This is a genomic window from Desulforhopalus glucosivorans (genome assembly GCF_054397165.1).
The window spans coordinates 5,124,421-5,146,410 of record NZ_AP044854.1; the positions used below are offsets into that span (position 1 = coordinate 5,124,421).

At 42.5% G+C, this 21,990-nt stretch carries 23 protein-coding genes; 12 read left to right on the top strand and 11 right to left on the bottom strand.

All coding sequences use genetic code 11. From position 1 onward, the window contains the following. Positions 1 to 23: 23 nt before the first annotated feature. The 3 genes from ACX6CI_RS21860 to ACX6CI_RS21870 all read right to left on the bottom strand — a co-directional run bounded on the left by ACX6CI_RS21860 (position 24) and on the right by ACX6CI_RS21870 (position 2,474). Positions 24 to 635: a peptidoglycan DD-metalloendopeptidase family protein gene (locus ACX6CI_RS21860; protein WP_458775765.1), complete on the bottom strand. Its 612-nt coding sequence runs from the start codon at positions 633 to 635 to the stop codon at positions 24 to 26. Positions 636 to 727: 92 nt separating this feature from the next. Further along, the gene (locus ACX6CI_RS21865) at positions 728 to 1,180 is read right to left on the bottom strand and encodes a pyridoxamine 5'-phosphate oxidase family protein (RefSeq protein WP_458775766.1); all 453 of its coding nucleotides are present in this window, start codon (positions 1,178 to 1,180) and stop codon (positions 728 to 730) included. Positions 1,181 to 1,235: 55 nt separating this feature from the next. Further along, positions 1,236 to 2,474 (bottom strand): NAD(P)/FAD-dependent oxidoreductase, encoded by a 1,239-nt coding sequence (locus ACX6CI_RS21870; protein ID WP_458775767.1) that lies wholly within the window; start codon positions 2,472 to 2,474, stop codon positions 1,236 to 1,238. A gap of 375 nt (positions 2,475 to 2,849) precedes the next feature. Between ACX6CI_RS21870 and ACX6CI_RS21875 the strand changes: the two genes are divergently transcribed. The 5 genes from ACX6CI_RS21875 to ACX6CI_RS21895 all read left to right on the top strand — a co-directional run bounded on the left by ACX6CI_RS21875 (position 2,850) and on the right by ACX6CI_RS21895 (position 7,503). Further along, complete coding sequence (locus ACX6CI_RS21875) at positions 2,850 to 3,731, top strand: universal stress protein (RefSeq protein ID WP_458775768.1); 882 nt, start codon at positions 2,850 to 2,852, stop codon at positions 3,729 to 3,731. A 106-nt stretch (positions 3,732 to 3,837) separates the two neighbouring features. Continuing rightward, the gene (locus ACX6CI_RS21880) at positions 3,838 to 4,770 is read left to right on the top strand and encodes a universal stress protein (RefSeq protein WP_458775769.1); all 933 of its coding nucleotides are present in this window, start codon (positions 3,838 to 3,840) and stop codon (positions 4,768 to 4,770) included. A 14-nt stretch (positions 4,771 to 4,784) separates the two neighbouring features. Next, positions 4,785 to 5,240 (top strand): phosphate-starvation-inducible PsiE family protein, encoded by a 456-nt coding sequence (locus ACX6CI_RS21885; RefSeq protein WP_458775770.1) that lies wholly within the window; start codon positions 4,785 to 4,787, stop codon positions 5,238 to 5,240. Positions 5,241 to 5,265: 25 nt separating this feature from the next. Beyond that, a complete protein-coding gene (locus ACX6CI_RS21890; protein WP_458775771.1) occupies positions 5,266 to 6,318 on the top strand; it encodes a metal-dependent hydrolase in 1,053 nt (350 codons plus the stop codon). A 162-nt stretch (positions 6,319 to 6,480) separates the two neighbouring features. Continuing rightward, on the top strand, positions 6,481 to 7,503 hold the full coding sequence (locus ACX6CI_RS21895) for an ADP-ribosylglycohydrolase family protein (protein ID WP_458775772.1): 1,023 nt from the start codon (positions 6,481 to 6,483) through the stop codon (positions 7,501 to 7,503). Positions 7,504 to 7,544: 41 nt separating this feature from the next. On the opposite strand, the gene ACX6CI_RS21900 is transcribed toward ACX6CI_RS21895, so the two are convergent. Together ACX6CI_RS21900 and ACX6CI_RS21905 are read right to left on the bottom strand one after the other, a co-directional pair. Further along, positions 7,545 to 8,747, bottom strand: coding sequence for a methyltransferase domain-containing protein (locus ACX6CI_RS21900; protein WP_458775773.1), 1,203 nt, complete (start codon positions 8,745 to 8,747; stop codon positions 7,545 to 7,547). Positions 8,748 to 9,020: 273 nt separating this feature from the next. After that, positions 9,021 to 10,007, bottom strand: coding sequence for a hypothetical protein (locus ACX6CI_RS21905; protein WP_458775774.1), 987 nt, complete (start codon positions 10,005 to 10,007; stop codon positions 9,021 to 9,023). Positions 10,008 to 10,208: 201 nt separating this feature from the next. Here ACX6CI_RS21905 and ACX6CI_RS21910 point away from each other — a divergent pair, with 201 nt between their 5' ends. From ACX6CI_RS21910 to ACX6CI_RS21920, 3 genes are all read left to right on the top strand, one after another. Further along, complete coding sequence (locus ACX6CI_RS21910) at positions 10,209 to 10,796, top strand: ferredoxin-thioredoxin reductase catalytic domain-containing protein (protein WP_458775775.1); 588 nt, start codon at positions 10,209 to 10,211, stop codon at positions 10,794 to 10,796. A 227-nt stretch (positions 10,797 to 11,023) separates the two neighbouring features. Beyond that, positions 11,024 to 11,209: a hypothetical protein gene (locus tag ACX6CI_RS21915; RefSeq protein ID WP_458775776.1), complete on the top strand. Its 186-nt coding sequence runs from the start codon at positions 11,024 to 11,026 to the stop codon at positions 11,207 to 11,209. 436 nt (positions 11,210 to 11,645) lie between these two features. Beyond that, positions 11,646 to 12,512: a LuxR C-terminal-related transcriptional regulator gene (locus tag ACX6CI_RS21920; protein ID WP_458775777.1), complete on the top strand. Its 867-nt coding sequence runs from the start codon at positions 11,646 to 11,648 to the stop codon at positions 12,510 to 12,512. A 394-nt stretch (positions 12,513 to 12,906) separates the two neighbouring features. Here ACX6CI_RS21920 and modC read toward each other — a convergent pair whose 3' ends face one another. From modC to ACX6CI_RS21940, 4 genes are all read right to left on the bottom strand, one after another. Then, entirely contained in the window at positions 12,907 to 13,962 is a 1,056-nt protein-coding gene (gene modC, locus ACX6CI_RS21925; protein WP_458775778.1) for a molybdenum ABC transporter ATP-binding protein, read from the bottom strand. 3 nt (positions 13,963 to 13,965) lie between these two features. Beyond that, a complete protein-coding gene (gene modB, locus ACX6CI_RS21930; protein ID WP_458775780.1) occupies positions 13,966 to 14,646 on the bottom strand; it encodes a molybdate ABC transporter permease subunit in 681 nt (226 codons plus the stop codon). Between the two features lie 5 nt (positions 14,647 to 14,651). Further along, positions 14,652 to 15,401: a molybdate ABC transporter substrate-binding protein gene (gene modA, locus ACX6CI_RS21935; protein WP_458775781.1), complete on the bottom strand. Its 750-nt coding sequence runs from the start codon at positions 15,399 to 15,401 to the stop codon at positions 14,652 to 14,654. A 470-nt stretch (positions 15,402 to 15,871) separates the two neighbouring features. Continuing rightward, positions 15,872 to 16,429 (bottom strand): nitrous oxide reductase accessory protein NosL, encoded by a 558-nt coding sequence (locus tag ACX6CI_RS21940; protein ID WP_458775782.1) that lies wholly within the window; start codon positions 16,427 to 16,429, stop codon positions 15,872 to 15,874. A 97-nt stretch (positions 16,430 to 16,526) separates the two neighbouring features. Here ACX6CI_RS21940 and ACX6CI_RS21945 point away from each other — a divergent pair, with 97 nt between their 5' ends. Genes ACX6CI_RS21945 through ACX6CI_RS21960 form a run of 4 tightly spaced genes read left to right on the top strand, consistent with a single transcriptional unit; the run spans position 16,527 to position 19,683 of the window. After that, positions 16,527 to 16,829 (top strand): hypothetical protein, encoded by a 303-nt coding sequence (locus ACX6CI_RS21945; RefSeq protein WP_458775783.1) that lies wholly within the window; start codon positions 16,527 to 16,529, stop codon positions 16,827 to 16,829. Next, the gene (locus ACX6CI_RS21950; RefSeq protein ID WP_458775784.1) at positions 16,826 to 17,983 is read left to right on the top strand and encodes an ABC transporter permease; all 1,158 of its coding nucleotides are present in this window, start codon (positions 16,826 to 16,828) and stop codon (positions 17,981 to 17,983) included. The genes ACX6CI_RS21945 and ACX6CI_RS21950 overlap by 4 nt, the downstream gene beginning before the upstream one ends. Positions 17,984 to 17,989: 6 nt before the next feature. Next, a complete protein-coding gene (locus ACX6CI_RS21955) occupies positions 17,990 to 18,679 on the top strand; it encodes an ABC transporter ATP-binding protein (protein ID WP_458775785.1) in 690 nt (229 codons plus the stop codon). Then, positions 18,676 to 19,683, top strand: a complete 1,008-nt coding sequence (locus ACX6CI_RS21960; RefSeq protein ID WP_458775786.1) for a hypothetical protein — start codon at positions 18,676 to 18,678, stop codon at positions 19,681 to 19,683. Before ACX6CI_RS21955 ends, ACX6CI_RS21960 begins: the two co-directional genes overlap by 4 nt. A 144-nt stretch (positions 19,684 to 19,827) precedes the next feature. Here ACX6CI_RS21960 and ACX6CI_RS21965 read toward each other — a convergent pair whose 3' ends face one another. Together ACX6CI_RS21965 and gspE are read right to left on the bottom strand one after the other, a co-directional pair. After that, on the bottom strand, positions 19,828 to 20,202 hold the full coding sequence (locus tag ACX6CI_RS21965; protein ID WP_458775787.1) for a TusE/DsrC/DsvC family sulfur relay protein: 375 nt from the start codon (positions 20,200 to 20,202) through the stop codon (positions 19,828 to 19,830). 90 nt (positions 20,203 to 20,292) lie between these two features. Then, positions 20,293 to 21,978, bottom strand: a complete 1,686-nt coding sequence (gspE, locus tag ACX6CI_RS21970) for a type II secretion system ATPase GspE (RefSeq protein WP_458775788.1) — start codon at positions 21,976 to 21,978, stop codon at positions 20,293 to 20,295. Positions 21,979 to 21,990 lie beyond the last annotated feature (12 nt).

A 21,990-nucleotide genomic window follows, 5' to 3' on the forward strand; every position in this document is an offset into this window, starting at 1 on the left:
GGTAAGTCGTAGCAGCAAAACTATCAAAGACCAAACATCTCCTTCCAGTGGTTTCTTGGTATACATTCTACCTTTTTAGTATCGATCATTGTGAGTGGGTCTATGAGTTTTGCATCTTCTGGATAAGAAAGCATATCCCAGTCAAATTTTTCAGCAGGTACCTCTTTGGCAATAGTCATGAGAGAAATGTGCAGATGGGCGGGGATCCTGTTTTTCTTTCCTTTTGTGTCGGTCACTGTACCGATAACATCTCCAGCATAAACTGTATCGCCATTTTTTAAATCAGGAAGCGGTGTAATGTGCGCATATATTGATACAAAACGCGATAATTGTTCATATTGGTGGTCCAGGAACACAGTCTCTCCCAGATAATCTTTAATTATCGTCAGGACTCTGCCCCTTGCCATTACCGGAACCCTCAACTCAGATGTAACTCTACACTCCTGGCCATTTGAATCGATGAAATAACAGATATCTACGCCTTCATGGGGCGTAGCTCTCTGACCTGTATCAGCCCACCACTTTATTTCGCTACGAAATTCCATTCCGGGATAGAGGTAAAGCCTTTTCATTCCAGCAAGACAATTATTCTGCTCTTCGAGGATGTCTAAATATGAAAAAATTTGTTCAGTCATTATAACCCTATTCCCGCTTGCTCCTGCATCTCCATCGATTTCTTGCTGGGTGCCAGGCGACTCAACATGCACGGACTTCAAGTCGGTGGTTGTTAAGTCATCTGATACTCCACAACGTCTTCAAACTTTGATACCAATAAATACGTGTTTACCTCTATCTTGAAAAATACAGTTAATGACGATGCTAAAAACGTCTCTAAAGGAGAGTGTCGCTTGAGATAGAGATCGCTGAAATACTCTCTCTCCTCTAGACTAACTTCACGAGCCTCACCCATAATCGTAAGCGCGGTTGCATTCTGGAAATCCTCTCCATTGTTCGATCTATCATCAATAAGGAGAGCAACTCGTGATTCTCCTGCTATGTTTTTGTATTTACGAGTAGACATTGCCGTTGCAACAACGAGAAATCGTAAATCTTCGGTAAACGCATAGGCCATAAGACTTGTATAGGGTTGACCATCACCTTGTGTTGCCAGTACTGCAAATGTTTGGCTTTCAAGCAGTTTTTTTATGTCTTCTGCAACTGTATCATTTTTCTCAATCATCAAATGTGCACCATCCTTTTTATGCAAAAACAATCAGGTCGTTCTAAAAAACCTCCTAACCGATAATTTTCTCTGCTGCCAATCTTCCTGACATCATCGCCCAGAGAAGACCGGGAATCCCATTTTGTTCACCACAAATAATAATATTTTCTTTTTCAGAATCCGGTAACCTATACGGGCTAGGTACAGGTAAAGACTGATCCGGTAAAGCGTGCGAGATCCTATAGGTTTTGAGGTGTGACCAGTTGTTGACCTCTTCTCCAAACCATTCTACGCACTGTGCCTGTACCAAAGCTGAGAGGTTGCTTTTATTTTGCCACTCTTCTCCCAGTACTACAATGGCAATAAGCGTTTTACCAGGAGGAGCATATTGGGAAGAGACCATACTTGGAAAAGCGATATTGTTTATGGGACCATCTGTTTCTCCGTTTAAAATAAGAAAAGGGTTCTTGAAAGGGGGCGTCCAATGTGCAGAGAAGTAGATACAGGTTTCTGTTATAGATCTTCTCGCACTACTTTCTGGTATAATCATTTTTACAGACGGCCCTTCTGTGGCAAGTACTATATGCTTTGCTTGAATCTCTTCTCCATCAAGTAAAATAACTGTATTACCATCAATTCGATCAACAGCTGTATTGTAGCGAATCATATCGTCCGGCAGCCTGCTGAGAAGTTGGTTTGGAATGTCTGCCATACCTCCGGATGGTATGCACGCCTCACCCATGGCAAAGACACGTACGAGATATTTTAGCACATGGCTTGAAGCATTCAGTGATCGCTCCAGAGTTGCACCAGCAAAGAATGGAATGAAAAAGCTCTCCACAAAGGCGTCGGTAAAGCCACTCTGTTGTAAAAAGTCCAAAGCAGTTTCTTCCTTTTCTTCGAAGATTTCTGCCATTGGCTTTTGTGTCACTGAACGAACAAGACGTAACAGTCGAATCCGATCCCCAATCGTACCAACAGGTGCAGCGATCGTTGACAGCAAGCTAAAAGGGTGTTTTCTTGGGTCAGCAATTTGATGAAATGCCCCATCATATCGAATCACAACTCCTGCAGGGAATTTTTTCAGATGAAGCTTTTTCAAATCAAGGTACGAGTCTATTTCGGGGTAACCTGTCTGTAGAACCTGAAAACCGTAATCTAATAAGAACCCATCAAAATTTTCAGTCGCAATTCTCCCTCCTGCTCTGTTCCTTTTCTCAAGAACCAGGACTTGTCGCCCATGCTTGTAGAGTTCTATGGCACAAGTTAATCCTGTAACACCACCACCAATAACCACAACATCATGTTGCATAAGGTATCTCCTTTAGCTGTAAGGTTTTTGGAACAAATACTCTACATCTTGTTAGAAAAGATACTAATCACTTGTTTCAGATATCACAAATCAACCAGTAGTATACCACCGGAAACTCCACGTCATAATTCCTTCCTTCATCGTGAACTTTGTACAGAGCATCTACTATTTGTTATGAGGTTTTTTTTAAGAATAAGCAACCGGGGCTCTTCTCCTTATCTATTAGTAGTTTTTGCTACTAATGAACCCTTGTATGTCTGACATTGCTAGTGCAGGAATCAGTGCATATCTTTTTTACAACAGAAAGTAATCGATGTTGAATTAAACCGATTAGACATTTTAGAAGAGGATCTAATCACGGGTGGAGGCACTAAAATGAAAAAACATTTTCTCGCTACAGTAAGTAATGATTACGATCAGTTAACCGGACTGGAATTTGTCTGTTCATTTTTTAAAAAACTATCGGAACATCAAGTGACACTTTTGCATATTTGTCGTCTCGATGCAGGTAACCCAAATAAGGCGTTACTGGAAATGTGGGAACATCCGGATGAACGCATATCAGGGAAACCAACTGTTGGTGCACAAAAAGCACTGAACAAAGCAACTCAAATGCTGAGTCAGAGCAAAATGTCGGTGGATTCAATGGTTACAAAGACTTTTGCGGAGCGCTTCGGAAAAATAAAAGACATCCTCAACGAAAGCTCCACTGGTCTATACGATGCAATAATACTAGGTAAAAGAGCCTCATACACCTTGCAATGGTTCTTTGAACGACCTGCAGATGAAACGGCTAAAGCAATTATCAAGGATAGTTCTCTAGCTACCCCTATTTGGATCTGTCCGGAACCAGAACCTGGCAGAAGTAATGTTCTAGTTTGCGTTGATGGATCAGATGAATCTTTTCGTGCTGTTGATCATGTTGGTTATATTCTCTCGTTACAAGATCAGCATAACATAACACTTTTGATGGTAGATAACGGATCGGGTTTAAATTCGGATGTTATTTTCCAAAAAGCGATAAAGATTTTGACAGAGCATTCAATCACCAGTGAGCGTTGCAGAGTAGAAACTACCTGGGGACTAAATATTGCTGGAACAATAACCAGCTATGCTGAAAAGAACAATTATGCAGCCATTGCTGTAGGTTTACATGGTGTCAATGAAGGTTTTATGAAGCGTATCAGTTTGGCAGGAGGCACTACTTCCAGCCTTATTGAGCGCGCAGAAAAAGTAGCAATCTGGTGCTGTCCTTAGCCCGGGAATGGGAGCTGTATCCAAACACTGAAGATCTTCTAGTTAGAAATTCAAAATCTTGTATTTGACTACTGCGAATAGTTCATATCACTATGGAGGCCTTTTGATGAAAAGATTCAAAAACATACTCTACATATCAGACGGAACATCAATTCATCTGGGTGGCAGCGCCGAAAAAGTAGCAAGCCTGGCACGGTTAAATGATGCACGTATTACCGTAATAATAAGTGATGAGACAACTATTTTTGATGATCTCAGTTTAAAAATAAGTGGCCGTTATGCGGAAATGAAAAAAGCGATACAGGAGCAAAACGTTGAAAATCTGCATCAGTTTATCAGCCACGAACGCTGGAGAGGTGTTGATATTCATGCAAGTACAGCAGAAACCAATGATTTTATTTCAATTATTCGCTCTGTACTGCAGCACAAATATGATCTGGTAATCAAGGAGGAAACTCTCGATCAGGGAATAGATCAACTCGCCATGAGGCTTGTCAGGAAATGCCCTTGTCCTGTATGGATAATGAAGCAAGATTCTGGCAATTTCAGGAAGATTCTTGCAGCAGTGGATGTTGCTGAAAATTATCCGGAAAGTATTGCACTAAATCAAAAAATCATAGAATTGACCTATTCTCTGGCTCAGCGAGAAAAAGGAGAAGCACATTATCTGCATGTCTGGCGACTTGAGCATGAGGCTATGATGAGTGGTCCACGATTTAAGGTTTCTGCACAAGAGATCTCAGAGATGAAAAAAGAAATACGTTCAAACCGAATGTCACAACTCCATGAATTACTAGGCAATATTCATCTTTCTTTGAATGATGGAAACATCCACTTGAGAGAGGGAAGGAGTGAGGACGTGATCAAACAGGCAATTAATGAGTTAAATGTTGATGTGCTCGTTATGGGCTCAGTTGCACGATCTGGTATCCCCGGTTTGTTAATTGGTAACAAGGCAGAAAAGTTACTCAGCACCATTAACTGTACTGTTTTAACTGTAAAACCCGATGGCTTCGTTTCCCCAGTAACCTTAAATTAACGTTAATTAAGCGTATGAAACTTGTGAAAAAAGAAGAGGATCGGTTTCTCTGGTATCTTAAAAATATAATCCATCTTTCTCTTAAAACATTGGCATTATTGATGATTTTGGTGATTGTCTTTGGCGTGGTTGACGTTGGTTGGACTATTTATCAACGCTTCATAGCAGAACCACGCTTTATTTTGACGATGGGGGACGTCTTGGCAACTTTTGGAGCATTTATGGTCGTCCTGATAGCCATCGAAATTTTCCAGAATATAGTATTGTACCTTCGTGATGATGTTATTCATGTTAAAATTGTATTGGCAACCGCACTCATGGCAATAGCCCGAAAAGTCATCATTCTCGATTATGACGAGTTGCAACCGATGTATATTCTCGCAACTGGCGTTGTACTTCTCGCAACCGGAGCCACATATTTCTTTGTCCACAAACTGCCTGAAAAAGATCAACGAGAGCCGACTGATTAAAACTTGTCTATAAAGAATACACAAAATGGATTCAATAACACAGGCGGCGCTTGGGGCTGCCGTAGGCCATGCATGTCTGCAGGACAAGTTAGGGAAAAAGGCTCTGATTGCCGGCGCGATGCTGGGTACATTGCCAGACCTGGACATAGTGATATACCCATTTATTGATGAGGTCCAGCGGCTCTACTGGCATCGCGGTGAATCTCACTCTGTATGGTTTTTGTTGTTGGGCTCCATTGGTATTGGTTGGCTGCTCAGTCGACGTTACAGAGAAAAAAACATTGAAATATTGCAATCAACAACTGCTGTTTTTTTAGTACTCAGCACCCACGTCCTCATTGATTTGTTCACTGTATACGGAACGCAATTGTTAGCTCCAATCTCGCGAAAAGGTTTTGCGCTTAACAATATGTTCATTGTTGACCCTTTGTTCACACTTCCTTTGCTCTTTGGTATCATGGGCGCTTATTTTGTAAAAAAGCAGGTCATTGCAGAGCGAATAAATATGGTCGGTTTGTTGCTCGCCGCCTTGTATGCTGTCTGGTCATTTTCGGGGCAATCAATTGCTGACCAAAAGTTTCGCACGGCTCTGAATGAATTTCACAACGTCAAGGTAAGTCGTCAAATAACCTCAGCAGGTCCATTTACCACACTCCTATGGAGGCATATTGCCGAAACACCTGATGGGTTTCTTCTTGGTTATTGGTCCTGGTTTGATGATAGTAGTCAGAAAATACATTTCCAGTACATTCCTAAAAATGCTGCAATCGTAGAGGAAATACAATCTACACGTACTTTTGAAGCTGTTGATTGGTTTTCAAAGGGATGGTGGTTTGTGGCAAAGAGTAACGATACAACAGCCAAAATTGTAGATTTAAGATTTACAGAAATACCAGCTGCAAAGGACCAGCCATACACTGAATGGCAGTGGCCATTTGCCTGGACTTTCAATATAACAGCCCGGCAGGAAACCCGGCTTAAGCCTGTTCGGCCTGCCGTTTTCGAACCGCTAAAAACGTTAAGACTCCTTGGACAAAGGGTTCAGGGCAAAGATGGATGGGTATCGCCATTTGAGTAGTTGTAGACAAACAACATGGAACTCGAAACAGGAACGTATCCTGTAAGACCGTGGTACGACACTACACAGATACAGTTTTTATTATATGAGTCCAGATTACCACTACAGAGAATGAGTCTTGTGTATTTGCATTTTGCAACAGTGCTACAGTGAGGCAAGGTCATGAAAAAAACAATCTCATTTCAAGAACGAGTAGAAGGTGCACTGTTTGGTGCTTTCATAGGAGATGCCCTGGCGATGCCGGTTCATTGGTACTACGATACTCAGGCACTTCGAAGGGATTATGGAAAAGTGGATAATTACCTTAAACCCCGCAATCCACACCCTGATTCCATCTTATGGCGCTCATCCTATAATCCACCAAATAAATCTGCAGATATCTTACACGATCAGGCGCAATATTGGGGTAAGAGAGAAATTCATTACCACCAGTTTCTCAAGGCTGGAGAAAATACTCTTAATGTTAAATTGGTGAGAGAACTTTTGGTACTCCTGGAACAGGACGGTTCGTACCTGGCTGAATCTTGGTTGGACAGGATGATTTCTTTTTTAACAACTCAAGGAAATCATGAAGACACCTATATGGAAGAATATCTCAGACATTTCTTCACCAACTATGGCAAAGGCATAACGCCAATGGAGTGCGGCAGAAGTGATGAACATCACATTGGTGGATTCAGCCTAATGCTTCCCATGCTCGTAGCCTATGCCGAAACTCCTGAGTACGCCAAAAAAATCGCACTGGACCATCTCGCTTTGACCCATGGCGGCTCGATAATGAATAGATGGGGGGGCTTTATAGCATCAACTCTACTTAACCTTTTGCAGGGTGACACTCTGCAGGAGTCAATGAAGAAAAGTAGCGGTGATTGTGATATTACACTCGATTATGAGGGATTAGAGTCATTGCAAGACTATCCAGATGATACAGTAGTTGGCAAACATTTTTCCTCAGCCTGCTATGTTGAACAAGCAGTTCCTGCAACGTTTTTCCTGGCCCTGAAATACTGTGCCTCACCTGAGGAAAGCTTGATTGTAAATACCATGTGCGGTGGTGATAATGTCGGCAGAGGAGCAATACTTGGAGCACTTCTTGGAGCATTACATGGGGTGGAATGCTGGCCTGTCAGGTGGCGAGAAGGGTTGCTGCATCCGCCACCGTTGGTTCAATTGGAATTCAGATAAAGAGATAATTTAGAATTCGCCATTTCGCAATTATCCATGCATCATGGCCATTTGATGTTAGCCCAAACCGCAAATACTGGATCTGAAATGTTTGATGTAACTATATGTTTGTCGGATGGAGGTCTGGGCAACCCTATAATTGATTCAGTGTGGATATTCTCAAACTTTCTGGTTTTGAGGTAATAGTCCAATACCAGTCCCAATCGTTCAAAAGAATGTAAGTCAGCCCATGGGGTAATTTCTTTACCCGGAAACCATCTGTCTGAAAATGTTGTAATGAATATACCTCCTGATATGGTGATTCTCGCAATCTCAGCAAGTATCTCGAGAGGCTGGGTCAGGTATTCTATAGATGATGTGCAGATAACAGCATCAAAGGTGTTGTCAGGAAAAGGTAGCCGGGGAAGCTGGTTGAGGTCGTGAACCACGGTGTTGGCTAATCGTGGGTTTGCCCTTAGTTCTTCCTCGTTAAGTCCGAGTCCTGTTATTTGGCAGTTCTCATAAGTATCTGGAAGGTGTGAGGTCCAACTACTCATCAAATCCAGTATAGTATTGCGTGGGGATAATAATCTTGAGTGTATTAATTTGATCTGTTCAATAGCGGTGTCATCGAGATGATTAATCAGTCTCGCATTGTGGTAGAATATAGAGTCATCGTCGTCATTTTTTCTATGGAAAGGATACGGACTATAGCAATCTTGTGTTGCCCATTGGTGGGGAATTTGCATTCCCGGACCGTCTCCGGTAAGAATTGAAGATATGTCTTTACATTCACCACCTCGCTCTTTGGTCGGTTCCCACGTATCAATTACTTGTGCCTCTAAGGTCAAGGGGTAACGACAGAGTGGATGGTTGCTATCTGCGACAAAGAGCTCCTTGTCTCTTTCTATTACTCGAAATGGTTGGGTGTTAGGAGGGAAACAGTTCAGTGCTCTCCAGGCCCATCCCTGTGGATAAAATTTTCCTATTTTTGGGGAGACCCTATCCCCATCGTTGTTTACAAACTGATTTATTTTTACTGTTTTTATCCGTTGCTGATCGAAGGGCGCCACCAGAACACCTGCATCGTACTCCTCAATGTAGGTCTCGCCAGCAGTGAGATGCTTTCCATGTGAATCTAATTTGCCGGGAAATATATCACGCCAGAAATGAACTTTGTCTACAAAATGCCTATCAATATGGACAGCATAAGAGCTTTTCCATTGGATCTTGAATTCCATCGACGCAAGATTAATTTTTTCCATCTGTCTTTCCTTATTAATTATCCATTAATTGCCTCTTAATGGAAACAATAAGAATGCTAAATCGCGTCCTCAATGGATATAAATAAGGGGTGTATTGGTAGTATATACTACCCTTGCTGGTGGGTTTTATAAATCGATCTTTACAGTCAACATTAAGTACAGAAGGTCCCCATACTGGCCAAAGGCGAGTGTCTGTGAGAATATCCCAGACAACTTCCGGTGAAGCAGATATCACTCTGCAAACTGAAATTCGCCTGTTTCTATACTATATCTTTACTGGCAAGATGTTTTTTGTCTCTTGATATGGGTCTTCACTACATCCGCTGCATTTTCCGATGATAGATGCCTAATCTGGCTAAAGAGGGTTTCGCAGGTTGTCGTGCTAAGTTGTTGAACTGCCGCTATGGACTCGAGTTCATTGAGGGCGTGAGGAAAGTTTTGGTCGCCTGCCAAACTTTCTTCCTTTTTAATAATTTTGGAGTAGATGAGCGATTGGGCACAAAACATTTCCCATTTCTTCTGGCTAACGTCTCGTCCGTAAATATACTGCAGTGTCAGTTTGTCTCCAGGACTAAAGAAACTGCCCTTCTTTTTTAAAATTTTTAAAACCTCTCTGTCAATAGAGTGAAGATGAAGTTGCCACTCATTGGGTAGTCTTTCTGCTAGTAAACGATAGAGCAGAAGATGTATTGACCCGGCTTCAATGTACGTATCTTTTCTCCCATCCAATACGTTCAAGATCCCTTTTACCCTCAATGAATCACGAAGGACAAAGCGGGCGGCATCTGCTTTGGCAAACGAGTTCATTGATGACAATATTTTCTTGAAATCATCTCCCTGAACTTCCTTGTAATAATTTATCAGCAACCCGGTAGTATCACGTTCTGAACAGTAGACAGCGTGGGCTATCGTATTGGGTGGAATCTCTTCCGGGGTGTGATCCCCTGCGAGGAAATACTGAATGTGCAACAAATGCTGGAGATATGGTTCGACCTGGAATATTTTTTTTCCGACCTTTGAAAATTCCTGGAGAAGTTGATATTGCCCCAAAGTGAACTCTGGATAGTCAGTATCCAGTCCAAGCAAGTGGTCTTCTATCTCTATATTACCGTCAAGCAATTCAATAAAATCATCGTGAACAGGCTCTTCAAGAATGATAACATCATGCCCATGCATAATCTTGCTCGTGAGTTCCAATGTTTCAAGGCGATGGGTAGAGTAACATATAGTTATTTTATTCATGTTGAATACACTATCCATGATACTCTCACACTCAAGTCTCGACACAACAGTTTCGGTCCAGACTCGTCAATGTTCACTGGTTCGTTAGTGGCCATATGAGCCATTTTCAGTGAATCGGCTTGCGAAAAACGCATTCCAATCGTAAGATAGTCAAAATATAACATAGGCTCAGGTATTTGAAGGCGCGTTTCTCTTAAATCTTTTCGAATGAACAAAGAAATGACTGACAAGAAAATCACTTTATACAGTTTGACAACCTGCGGTTTCTGCCAGGCTATTAAAAAAATGCTCGATGATCTTAACATTTCTTTTACCTGTATCCAGGCAGATGAACTTCCTGACAAAGACAGGAACGAGGTTATCAGTGCGCTTAGAAAAGTAAATCCTAAATGTTCCTTTCCCACGGTTGTTGTTGGTGATGATGTTATTGTTGGTTATAAGGTGCAGGAAATAAAAGAAACCATTGGTATTCGTACTGAGGTCGACGATCTTTATGCCATGCTCAAAAAAGTACATGAACCTAAAGGGTATTACCTGAATGGTAATAAGGAAAAAACCTTTGAGCTTCTGCGTAGTCTTCTCACCAACAAGAAGCGTTACGGCTATATGGCTTGTCCCTGCAGACTTGCTTCAGGAAAACAAGATAAGGATCGAGATATTATTTGCCCCTGTGTGTATAGAGCCCCAGATGTGACTGAATTTGGCAGCTGCTATTGCTCACTCTATGTTTCTGCCGACTGGTATACAGGTACGATTGAGCGTGAAGAAGTCCCGGAGAGAAGGCCCCCGGAACTCTATGACGTATAATGAAATTCAGTACAGTTGAGGTTGTTTTCAGCAGTAAATATCCTTCCAGTGGTAGTTTTACCTATCATTAAACTCCTGTTTACTCACTGTTGTAAATCATTTGGAGCGTCATATAGTTTAGTCATCCAAGGAATAATCAAGAATCAAATTCATGGATGGCAACAAATTAGAAATACGCAGAGCTGATCTTGATTATTCAAAAATCCAACCTCAACAAAGGTGATGATATGAGTATGAGAGGCGAAATAATTTCAGAAGAATATAAGAAAATGGTTTTTGTACAAGATAAAGATGGAAAAGAATATGCGTGCTATGCTGCGGACCTTAAGAATCTAAAAAAATCTGAGGACCTTACAGATGAGGAAAGAGCAAATTGTACGGACTTAAGCACTGTCCTTGGCGATAGTTGGTAGGCTTGAGCGGGGTGCACCCGATCTGCCAACCATGATCGGGAGTATCCTGCTCTCCAATAGAAAGCCCTGTTTATTAATTTAAACAGGGCTTTTTACTTTTGTGGGGCACGTCTTTCCAGAAACTATGGATCTACTTCGTACAATGGAAGAGAAATTAAAATTTCGAGCTATTCTTTCCATTTTTTGTACTTTGGTAAAGGGGGTAAGTCACAGAACAGGTTGTGTGTGTGGGGCTTGTGGAGTAGCTTTGGTAATACCTTGTCTGACGTTTCATGATTTTGTTTTTACAAATCTTGCACGTACGCTGGTTACGGGACGCAGGAGTCAATTGGGCCTCTGGCAGCTCATTCATTGAGTATTATCGCAGCTGTAACTTGACACATTGGCTTGTGACTTTTAAATTAATGGTAGTAATCACTACTACAATGGAGAAGGCGTGCTAGATCCGGGTTTATATCAAAAAGTTGTCAATTCAATGTCTGCCCATGTGGCAATTCTTGACGAACATGGGGTGATCATTGACACCAACAGGGCGTGGCAGGATTTTGCCCTGCAGAATGGCATGAAACAGTCTTTTGATGGTATTGGAATCAATTACCTTAATGTCTGTGATGGTGCAAATGAAGAGCATGAAGCAGATGGAATTAATGTAGCAAGCGGTATACGAAAGGTTCTCTCTGGTGAATTGCCAGAATTTCTGACCCACTATCCCTGTCATTCACCCGATGAGAGGCGATGGTATGCTGTTCGTGTGGTGCCGTTTCGTGGTGCGGAGACAAGCAATGTTATTGTTACCCACGAAAATATCACCCAGATAATAGAGGTGCAGGAAGCTCTTGAAAAAAAAGAAGCTGAATTACGTAACGAACGGGAGCGCTTGGAAGAAACCAATATTGCCTTACGGGTACTTCTTAGGCAGCGGGATGAGGATAAAAAGCGTATTGAAGAAACAATTTATGTAAACGTTGACCGGCTCGTTCTCCCCTATGTGGAACAACTCCTTCAGGGAAGGTTGTCTGAAAAACAGAAGACCTTAACGGAGGTGATTGATACTAATCTTCGAGATATAGTTTCCCCGTTTTTGCGCAGTCTAACCACAGTGCACACGATGCTCACACCCCAGGAGATTGAGGTTGCCAATATGGTGCGCAGTGGCAGATCCAGTAAAGAGATTGCAGAGGTTTTGGGTATTTCTACAAGTGGTGTTGATTTTCACCGAAAAAAGCTCAGGCAAAAGCTGGGACTGACAAACAGCGCCAAGAATCTCAGGTCGTATCTACTCTCCCTGGAAAGCGATGGGTGATGTGTATTTTCATTGAATGATAAAAAATGTACGTCCAGTTACCTTGAAAGGCTCGTTTTAATGAAAACTACACAAACTGTATTGTCCGACACAGTTGAGCAGATCGATACGACCGGTGAAGAGATGCTTACACACATGTCTGAATAGTTTAAAGAAGCTGGCATAGGGTTTTATATCACACGGGCTAAATTCAAAGTAACAGATGAACTTGAACGCACCGGGCTATACGACAAAATTGGTAAGGAGCATATCTATAGCAAGCGCCAGGACGCACTTCTAGCGCTTACAAAGAGTCAAGCGAAGAGCTCTAATCTCTTCAGTGTAACGCTTGCTGATTTTGGCCTTTTGGCGAATTACCTATTAAACCCAAGTTGGTCTTCCGGCGTTGCTTATCTCAATAGAGTCGTTGAAAGGCGGAGGCTTTTATTACTGCAACGAGTTTTGTCCCTGGCTTGATATCCATTTCGATTACAGATTGCGGCACAATTTCAGCAATAAGTGTGCTGCCCTGGCAATCGAGTTCTACCCCCACAAGCCAATCTGTTTGGTAGGTGGTTTTCACTGTACAGGAGAGCATGTTTCTGGCACTACCGGCTTCTGGGTGCTTTTTAAAAAGAAGAATATCTCGGCCACCGAGGCTAAATTGCCCTCCTTTTGAATGGTTGGTTTTCACCAGCATTAGTTTGACCTTGCCCCATTGATAGCTGAACAGGTCGCCAAGGTCTTCCTGTTGGTCAAGCTGCAGTAGGTTAATATATCCTCTGCCTCCGGTACCAAAACTTGATCTGGCCAGTTCTTCAGTTCCAACCTGCTGGGTAATCTGCCCCTTTTCCATTACAAGAATATTGTCAGTCATCATCCGCATCTCCTGGAGATTATGACTGATAAAAAGCATTGGGATAGAAAATTCAGAAAAGACCCGCTGAAGATGGGGGATTATGGTGAACTTTAACTGGTCATCGAGACCCGTGAGCGGTTCGTCCAAAAGTATCAACTCAGGGTTTGTCAGGATGGTTCTACCGAGGGCAACTCTCTGTTTTTCGCCGCCTGATAGCTGGCTTATGCTCCTTTTCATCAGGGGTTCAAGTTGTAAAACCGATATCAGCTGCTGGGGGTCAATCTTCCTTTCTGAGGAAGCTGTTCGCTTACAGCCATAAAAGAGGTTGTTCTTCACACTCATATGGGGAAAGAGATGGGCGTGTTGAAAAACGACTCCCACCCTGCGTTTATCCGGCGGCAGATTAATGCCTTTTTCACTGTCAAAAAGTGGCCTGCTGTTTAAGGTAATAGTGCCATGATCCGGTTGCATCAGGCCCGAAAGTAGATTCATAAGTGTAGACTTGCCGCTACCGGAGGGACCGAATATTCCGGTTCGGCCTTGATTGATGGAAAAGTCCACCTTGCTACTGAAATTGGCAAATTTCTTTTCGACATTTACTTCAAGTAGCACAGCCTAACTCCTTGTTATCTTCTTATTTACAGTTTCACTCATCAGGAGAACTACAAACGATAGGCCGATTGAAACAATACATAGTGATAGTGCCATTGTATCGCCGCCTGGGGTACTTGTATACTGGTATATGGCAAGGGGGATGGTCTGGGTTATCCCAGGGATGTTTCCTGCTAAAATGATTGTTGCACCGAATTCGCCAAGGCTGCGGGCAAACATAAGGGTCATTCCGGCAAGAACCGCCTTATAACAGAGCGGCAGGGTGATACTGATCAGGGTATCCCACCATCCTGCACCGAGGGTTCTTGCTGCGTGGATGATCTTTTGGTCGATATTTTCCATGCCTGTTCGAATTGACCTGACAAGCAGTGGAAATCCAACAATAGCAGAAGCAATAATAGCACCCTTTAGGGTGAAAATTACTGTAATACCAAAATGATTGAGTAGAGCACCGATTGGTCCGTTTTTACCCATGAGCAGTAAAAGCAGATAGCCCACAACCACGGGTGGCAAAACGAGGGGAAGGTTAATTATACCCTCAAAGATGGTTTTGCAACGCATGTTGCTAAAGGTGAGAAGATAGGCCGCAGCAAATCCCACAGGCAATGCAACACATGTAGCTGCAGTTGCCACCATTAACGACAGTCGAATGGCGGTGATGTCATCGGGCTGTAAAAAAAACATAGTTATTATTTGGCTGGTTTAAAGCCATACTTTTCAAGGATGGTTTGAGCTTTATCACTGGTCATAAAGTCATACAGTTGTTTGGCTAGGGCGCTTTTTATACCGAGTGGGGTGAGGGCTATAGGATATTTGACTCTTGGGTAAAGGTCGTCAGGAACAGTGAAGGCTATGGCGGCGTTTTTGGCAAGAAGTGCGTCGGTTTTGTAGACAAATGCTCCATCAACCTCACCTCGGTCTGCATAAAGCAGGGCCTGACGTACATCCTTTGCCATGACGAGGATTTTTTTATTTTCAAGATCACTATACATTCCAGCTGTTTCCATTGCCTGTTTTGCATATTGCCCAGCTGGAACACTGCCTGGGCTGCCTATGGCAATGCGGGAAAATTTTGTTATTTCATTGAGGTTTGTAACCTCAAGGTTTTGGCCAACAAAGACCAGAGAGTTGTATGCAAAAACCTGATTTGTTTCTGGAGCTATGGCCTTGTTGTCAATCAAAAACTTCATCCATTTAGGATTGGCAGAGATAAAGAGATGGGCGGGAGCACCTTGATTAATCTGTTTTGCAAGGGAGCCGGAAGATGCAAAGTTTGGCAGAATCTTGTCATCCTTATGTTCAGCTGAGAAGGTGGAGATAATTTCCTTCATGGCATCTGTCATGCTTGCAGCTGAAGAAAGATAGATTGTTTCTGCAGCACATATCTGCGCGCCAAAAAATATTAAAAGTAAGCCGAGAATAAGGGATCGTCGTTTCATGTTACGCCTCCGGGGCAAGCAGTTTGGGGATCTATTGCAGGTGTTATAATTATATAAGGAAAAGTAGACCAATATTGAAGGTTTACAGTAAACCCTTGTCGCGTTATCCTTTTTACACATAACGATTAACCTTCGCAACATTCTTTTTATTACAAATGATGTGCCAGTTGTTTACTATCCTGGCCGGAATCAGAAAATATATTAAAAACAGTGTTTTATGTTGATTGTGTCACGTAGTGATAGTCGCTCATCAAATAGATCCGTGAGTGATTGAGGTAATACCGTCTTCAATTTGGTGTGGTTGTAACAAAAATGTGAGAAGGTAAAGGGGCAGATGCTATCCTGATGATTGTAGAGATTGAACGATCTGTTGTTTATTGGTTCTATGGCGGGTTATTGAATGCTTAGTGAATGATAACTTTATAATTCCCCCGTGGGAACCTATGGTTTTATCACAGGGGAATCGACTATTAACCTGAATGGTCCATTGTACCTGAATGGTCATGCATTTCATGACCATCTTTTTTCATCTTGCCCTTCATCTTCATACCCGAACGCATGCTGGTTACCTTTTCGAGGGTAATCTGGTCAAATTGGTAGATCATTTTTCCTTTATGGTCTTTCATAAAATTATCAGCAGCTGTTTGTGAGTTAAATGGGATAAGTTCATGTCCCATGGGGCCCATGACATCACTGCCTACAACGTATAAGGCTTTCTTGCCGTCGATCCATTCTTGGGTGTAGTAGTCTTTGACGTAAATTGCGGTAGCCTTTTGACCATGTTTGCCCCCAAAATTCTCAGGCTCAAAGTAGTAGGCCATCATATCCTTTACACCGTCAAACATTGCAACATCGTCTCCAGCGTATTGAATTTGAGCTATCCATGGCAAATATTTTGCCACAAACATTCCGCAGACCTTACATTTTTCATCCGGTTTTATGTCTGTTACTGGTGCTGCCTGCAGGTGAGTTGCAAGTAGGAGTGCTGCAGCCAGTGAGACAAGAATTGGTCTAAAATAATTTAGCATAGCTTTTCCCCTTTTTTCTTGTAACAAATGAGTCGATGATAGATTAAGATTAATCTTGTGATGTGTTAGAAACCTGAGAATATATGTGTAATAAAATATGTTAAAAAGTAAAGTCTTTATAGGGTTTATTCTCATGGAATGTTTAGCCATTCTACTTATGCTAGCTCATGGGCAGGTGCGCTATCACCTTCAAGACCAGCAGATGTTGGCAGCAAAGCAGGAATTGGTTGTAAAGCTGGGGCTCACAGATTTTGCAATCTGGACAGAGGCAAGATACACACGGCACCCATCTCAGGCTGATTTTTTCAGTGCATTTCAGGAATTTCCAGGATCCTTCGAACACTTTCCGGCCGGAACTATAATGGCCCCTCCTCAGTTATTCCAAGGAAAAGAACAGTGATACGACATCTGAAAATTTTAGAATATGCCCTATCTTCTCTTTTCAGACGCAAGTCAAAAGTTATAGCTATTATGCTTGCCTATAGCTTTACAGTGGCGACTCTTGCATCTGTTCTCTTTCTCACCCATGCCCTTAGAACCGAGGCACACCAGATACTGCAAGGTGTGCCGGATATAATCGTCCAGAAACTTATGGGAGGGCGGCATGATCTTATTCCCCTCGACTATGGTGAAAAGATAAGGAAAATTCGTGGAGTGGGGGACGTTACCCCACGTTACTGGGGATACTACTACGACCCACTGGTTGAGGTTAACTACACAGTTATCGGGAGTGGAGGCTCAGTTGAGGGGTTGGATTTACTGGATGGCTCCTTGCCAGAGACCGATTCTGAGTGCGCCCTTGGTGCAGGTGTAGCGGCTTTAAGGGGTGCGGACTACTCAAAAGAGATAATTCTGATGGATAGTACGAATACTGCACAGCTCTTTGAGGTTACTGGACTATTTGATTCTGATTCGAGTCTGCTGACTAATGACCTGATCGTCTTAAGTGACTCTGCTGTTATTAACTTTTTTGGATTCCCCCCGAATAGGGCAACGGATCTTACAATTTCGGTCCCTAACCGCAACGAGATAGGAACAGTTGCCACTAAAATAAAAAAGATGTACCCGGATACAAGACCGATAACGAAGACGGAACTTACCCGTACCTATGACATGGTCTTTAACTGGCGGAGCGGTATGATGCTAACGGTTTTTTGTGCGGCTCTTTTCGCCTTTTGCATTATGGCCTGGGATAAGGCCACCGGGATCAGCGCAGGGGAAAAACAGGAAATAGGTGTACTAAAAGCCATTGGTTGGGATACTGGAGATATTCTGGTTTTAAAGTTTTGGGAGGGCGTGGTTGTCTCGCTGATCTCATTTTTAACCGGAATACTACTCTCATATCTCCATATTTTTTACTTTGATGCATTTATTCTGTCCTCTATTATGAAAGGTTGGTCGATACTCTTTCCTGCATTTGAGTTGATCCCATCGGTGAATGTAATGCACGTTCTCACCATGTTTTTCCTCACAGTTGTTCCCTATATAGCAAGCACTGTGTTACCAACATGGAAAACTGCTGTGACTGATCCTGATACTGTGATGAGGGGCTAGCTGAGTATGGGGTTAATTAAACTTTCCGAAGTATCGAAGATTTATAACAGGGGAGAAGTCAGTGAAGTTAATGCACTGAGAGCTGTTTCTTTAACTATTGAAAAGGGTGGGGTGGTTGCACTTACAGGGCCAAGTGGATCAGGGAAAACATCACTTTTGAGTCTGATCGGTTGTATGGCCAGACCGACAAGTGGACGTTTACATGTTGCCGGAAAAGATGTTGTTAAGTTGCCTGAACGATTTTTAACAGAGGTACGGCGTGAGAGATTTGGTTTTATCTTTCAGCAGTTCAATCTTATCCGTGACCTTAGCGTTTTAGAAAATGTTTTGCTTCCCCTCTATCCTCTACCGATTTCATTTAAGTCAATGCGACAAAGAGCCCTTCCGATTCTGGAAACGTTAAAAATTACCCATAAACAACGGATGAAGGTAAAGCAGCTTTCTGGTGGTGAGCAACAGAGAGTTGCAATTGCACGGGCACTTATCAATAATCCGGAGGTTCTTATTGCAGACGAGCCTACTGCCCATCTTGACCGGGAATTAGCGGGGGAGTTTTTAGATATTATAGAAACATTAAATAACGATGGTAAGACGGTGGTCATTGCCACCCATGACCCATATGTTGCTGAGAGTGGATTTGTGACACAACATGTTCTTATGCGAGATGGCTGTCTTGAGAGAGTGGTAGAAAGGTGATTTTACATCCCGGTATAATAGGGCTCATTATAGGTGCGGTTATCACCCTGCTGATGGTGAGTTATGCCACAATTACAGGGTGGCAGATCCTTGTGAAATGGGATTTTAGCAGTAGCTCGGAATATCAGCTTAAACTTGAGCGTAAAACCTACCTTGTAGCAACACTCGTCAACTGGGCCCTTGGGTTTCAGATTGTCTCCACTATTCTTTTTGTTTACACCATGGATGATATTCATGGACTCTTTGTGGGGGCAATGTGCGCTACGGGTTCCCTCAATGCAAATCCTGTTGGTTGGTACGCTCTGCTGATTAAAATTGTGACACTTTTTATTTCGGCTTTCTGGGTATCGCTCAATATGGTTGACCAGAGTCTTGAGGACTATCCCTTTGTCCGTCTCAAGTATATACTTCTCCTTGTCGTTGCACCCATGATTGCAGCCGATCTGGGTTTGCAACTTGAATATTTTATGGGATTGGAACCTGCTATTATCACCTCCTGTTGCGGATCCCTTTTTGGTAGTGAGAGTGTTGGTACTATTGCCTCACTATCGGCTTTTCCCGTTGGAACATCTATGGCTGTTTTTTATGGCACTGCTGCTGTGTATCTCTGTGTAACATGTGCCTTACTGCATAGTAACTCAAGCTTTTTACGCTATTTGACAACTCTTGTAGGTGGACTGTTTTTCTGCATTGTACTCGCTTCGATCATTTCATTTGTATCAATATACATTTACGAACTTCCCACCCACCACTGTCCGTTTGATATCTTGCAAGGTTGGTACAATTACATTGGTTATCCCATCTATATATTACTCTTTTTATCAGTCTATTTCGGGATGCTACCTGGACTGTTTCGCGGATTAAGACGGTATGCGGATTCAGAAGTGGTAATCATAAAATTTGAGAAGGGTTGGGTCTACTGGTCAATAGGCTCGACTCTTTCACTACTGGTTCTCATTACGTATGCTGTGCTGTCGAGTAATCTTCAATACTACACAGGTTAACTGATCATGTAATTCGCACTCGTAAATTCGGTCAATTATGGCGAGCGTCTTTCTAAATTCTTAGAGTCTTCCCTGTGTGAATTAATTAGAAAAATATTAATTCTGGGATAGCAGCAAGAACATATATCAAGATCGTCAGACAGTTTAACAGCAACTATCTTGCATTGGAAGACCGGCTACAAGATATGCTTGGTGAATACCTTTTGGGAAGAGGGTATGGAAGTATCCTGGGGTACCTTTTGGTGCTCCAAATTCCTTTGATAATTCAGAGGTAACGGCTCTGAGAGATGGATGCCTGTAATGTTGTCCATATGTAGTCCGGAGATAATTTATGGCATGCATGTGCTCATCTCCTAATGTAAGTCTCTCTTTATTGGCAAGCCAATCTCTAATTTCCTTATCCCAAGCAGAAAAATCTATCAAATAGTATTTATCATTCACGACGTATGTATGTGATGATATATGTATATCTCGTTTTATTTCAGGGTTAAAACACTTCATTTCGGAATCTTGAGCCATACTATTGTACTATTCTGGACCATAGAAAATACATGTGGAATAGCGCGTATTATAACAAATAATAGTGTAGTGCGGAAATAAACTTACAATTTACCCTTGGGATACGCGATATACTTCTTCGATGGTTGTCACACCCTGGAGGACTTTCTCAGCACCAGCCTGTTGCAGGGTGATCATGCCATTTTCGATAGCTCTCTTTCTGATTGCATTGGCGTCTGAGGTTTGGAGGATCAGCGCTTTCATATCCTGGGTCATGTGTAAGAGTTCATAGATACCTTCGCGTCCTTTAAAACCGGTACTATGACATTTCGCACATCCCCTGCCTCGATACGCTTTATGCTCATGATATTCCTCTCCTTCAAGTCCAATACGTGCAAACATTTCAGAGGAAGGAGTATATTCTTCCTTACAGTGTTCACAGATTATTCGAACCAGCCGCTGGGCGAGTATTGCGTTGACCGATGAGGCAATGAGAAAGGATTCTATTCCCATGTCACGCAGGCGTGTTATTGCACCAGGCGAGTCGTTGGTGTGGAGGGTAGAAAACACAAGGTGACCGGTAAGGGCAGATTGAATTGCAATTTCAGCTGTTTCTGTGTCACGTATCTCCCCGACGAGGATAACATCCGGATCCTGCCGTACAATTGAGCGCAGGCCGGAGGCAAAGGTCAAGTCTATTTTGGGATTGATCTGAACCTGGCCAATGCCGCTAATACGGTATTCAATTGGGTCTTCAACAGTAATAATATTGATATCTGTGTTGTTGATTGCCGATAGTGCTGCATAGAGTGTTGTGGTCTTACCCGAACCTGTGGGGCCGGTAACAAGGACAATACCATTGGGCGATCTGATTTCCTTGTCAAAGGTTGCAAATCTGTCTTCTGGCATTCCTAAATCCCCAAGGGAAATCATTACCGAAGACTTATGCAGTAAACGAAGAACCACACGCTCACCAAAGGCTGTGGGAAGGGTGGAAACACGTATGTCAATTTCCTTATTGGCAACCTTTAGTTCAATACGACCATCCTGGGGGAGTCTTTTCTCGGCGATATTGAGTTTTGCCATGATCTTAACCCTGGAAACAAGTGCGGACTGCACATGTTTTGGAGGGCGCAGCATATCATAGAGGATTCCATCGAGCCGCTGTCTGATTTTTAAACTGTTCTGGTATGGTTCTATGTGAATATCTGAGGCGTTGTCACGAACAGCCTGGGAAAACATAAGATTAACTAACCGGATAACAGGGGAGTCACTGGTATCATCTAAGAGATCACCCACCTCCTCAATTTCAGAGAAGAGTCGTTCCGGATCCTCATCATCAATGTCCTGCATAACCTCGTCAGCGGAGGTTGGGGTCATATCGTAGACAAAGTTAATTGCATTGATGATTTGTTGAGATGGTGCGAGTACTATTTTTGAAGTTTTAAGAGAAAGTAGTGAGCGCAGGTCATCAAGGGCCTGAAAATTATGGGGGTTATTGATGGCGATATACTTATCATCTGATGTGATGATTGGTACAATCATATTTTGTTTAAGAAAACTGATGGGTATAATTTCAGCAAATTCCATCTGTATTTCTGTTGGTAGTGTCCGGTACACCAGGATTCCATATTGTTCACCAAGTACTTTCAGGAGACTTAACTCATCAACTTCACCTTCTTTTAACAGTATTTCCCCTATGGGAATGTGGGTCTCCACCTGGGTTTTAAGAGCTTCCTCCACAGCATCTTTTGAGACTCCGCAATTATCTATGAGTAATTGACCAATTTTTTTCATTCAAATATGCCT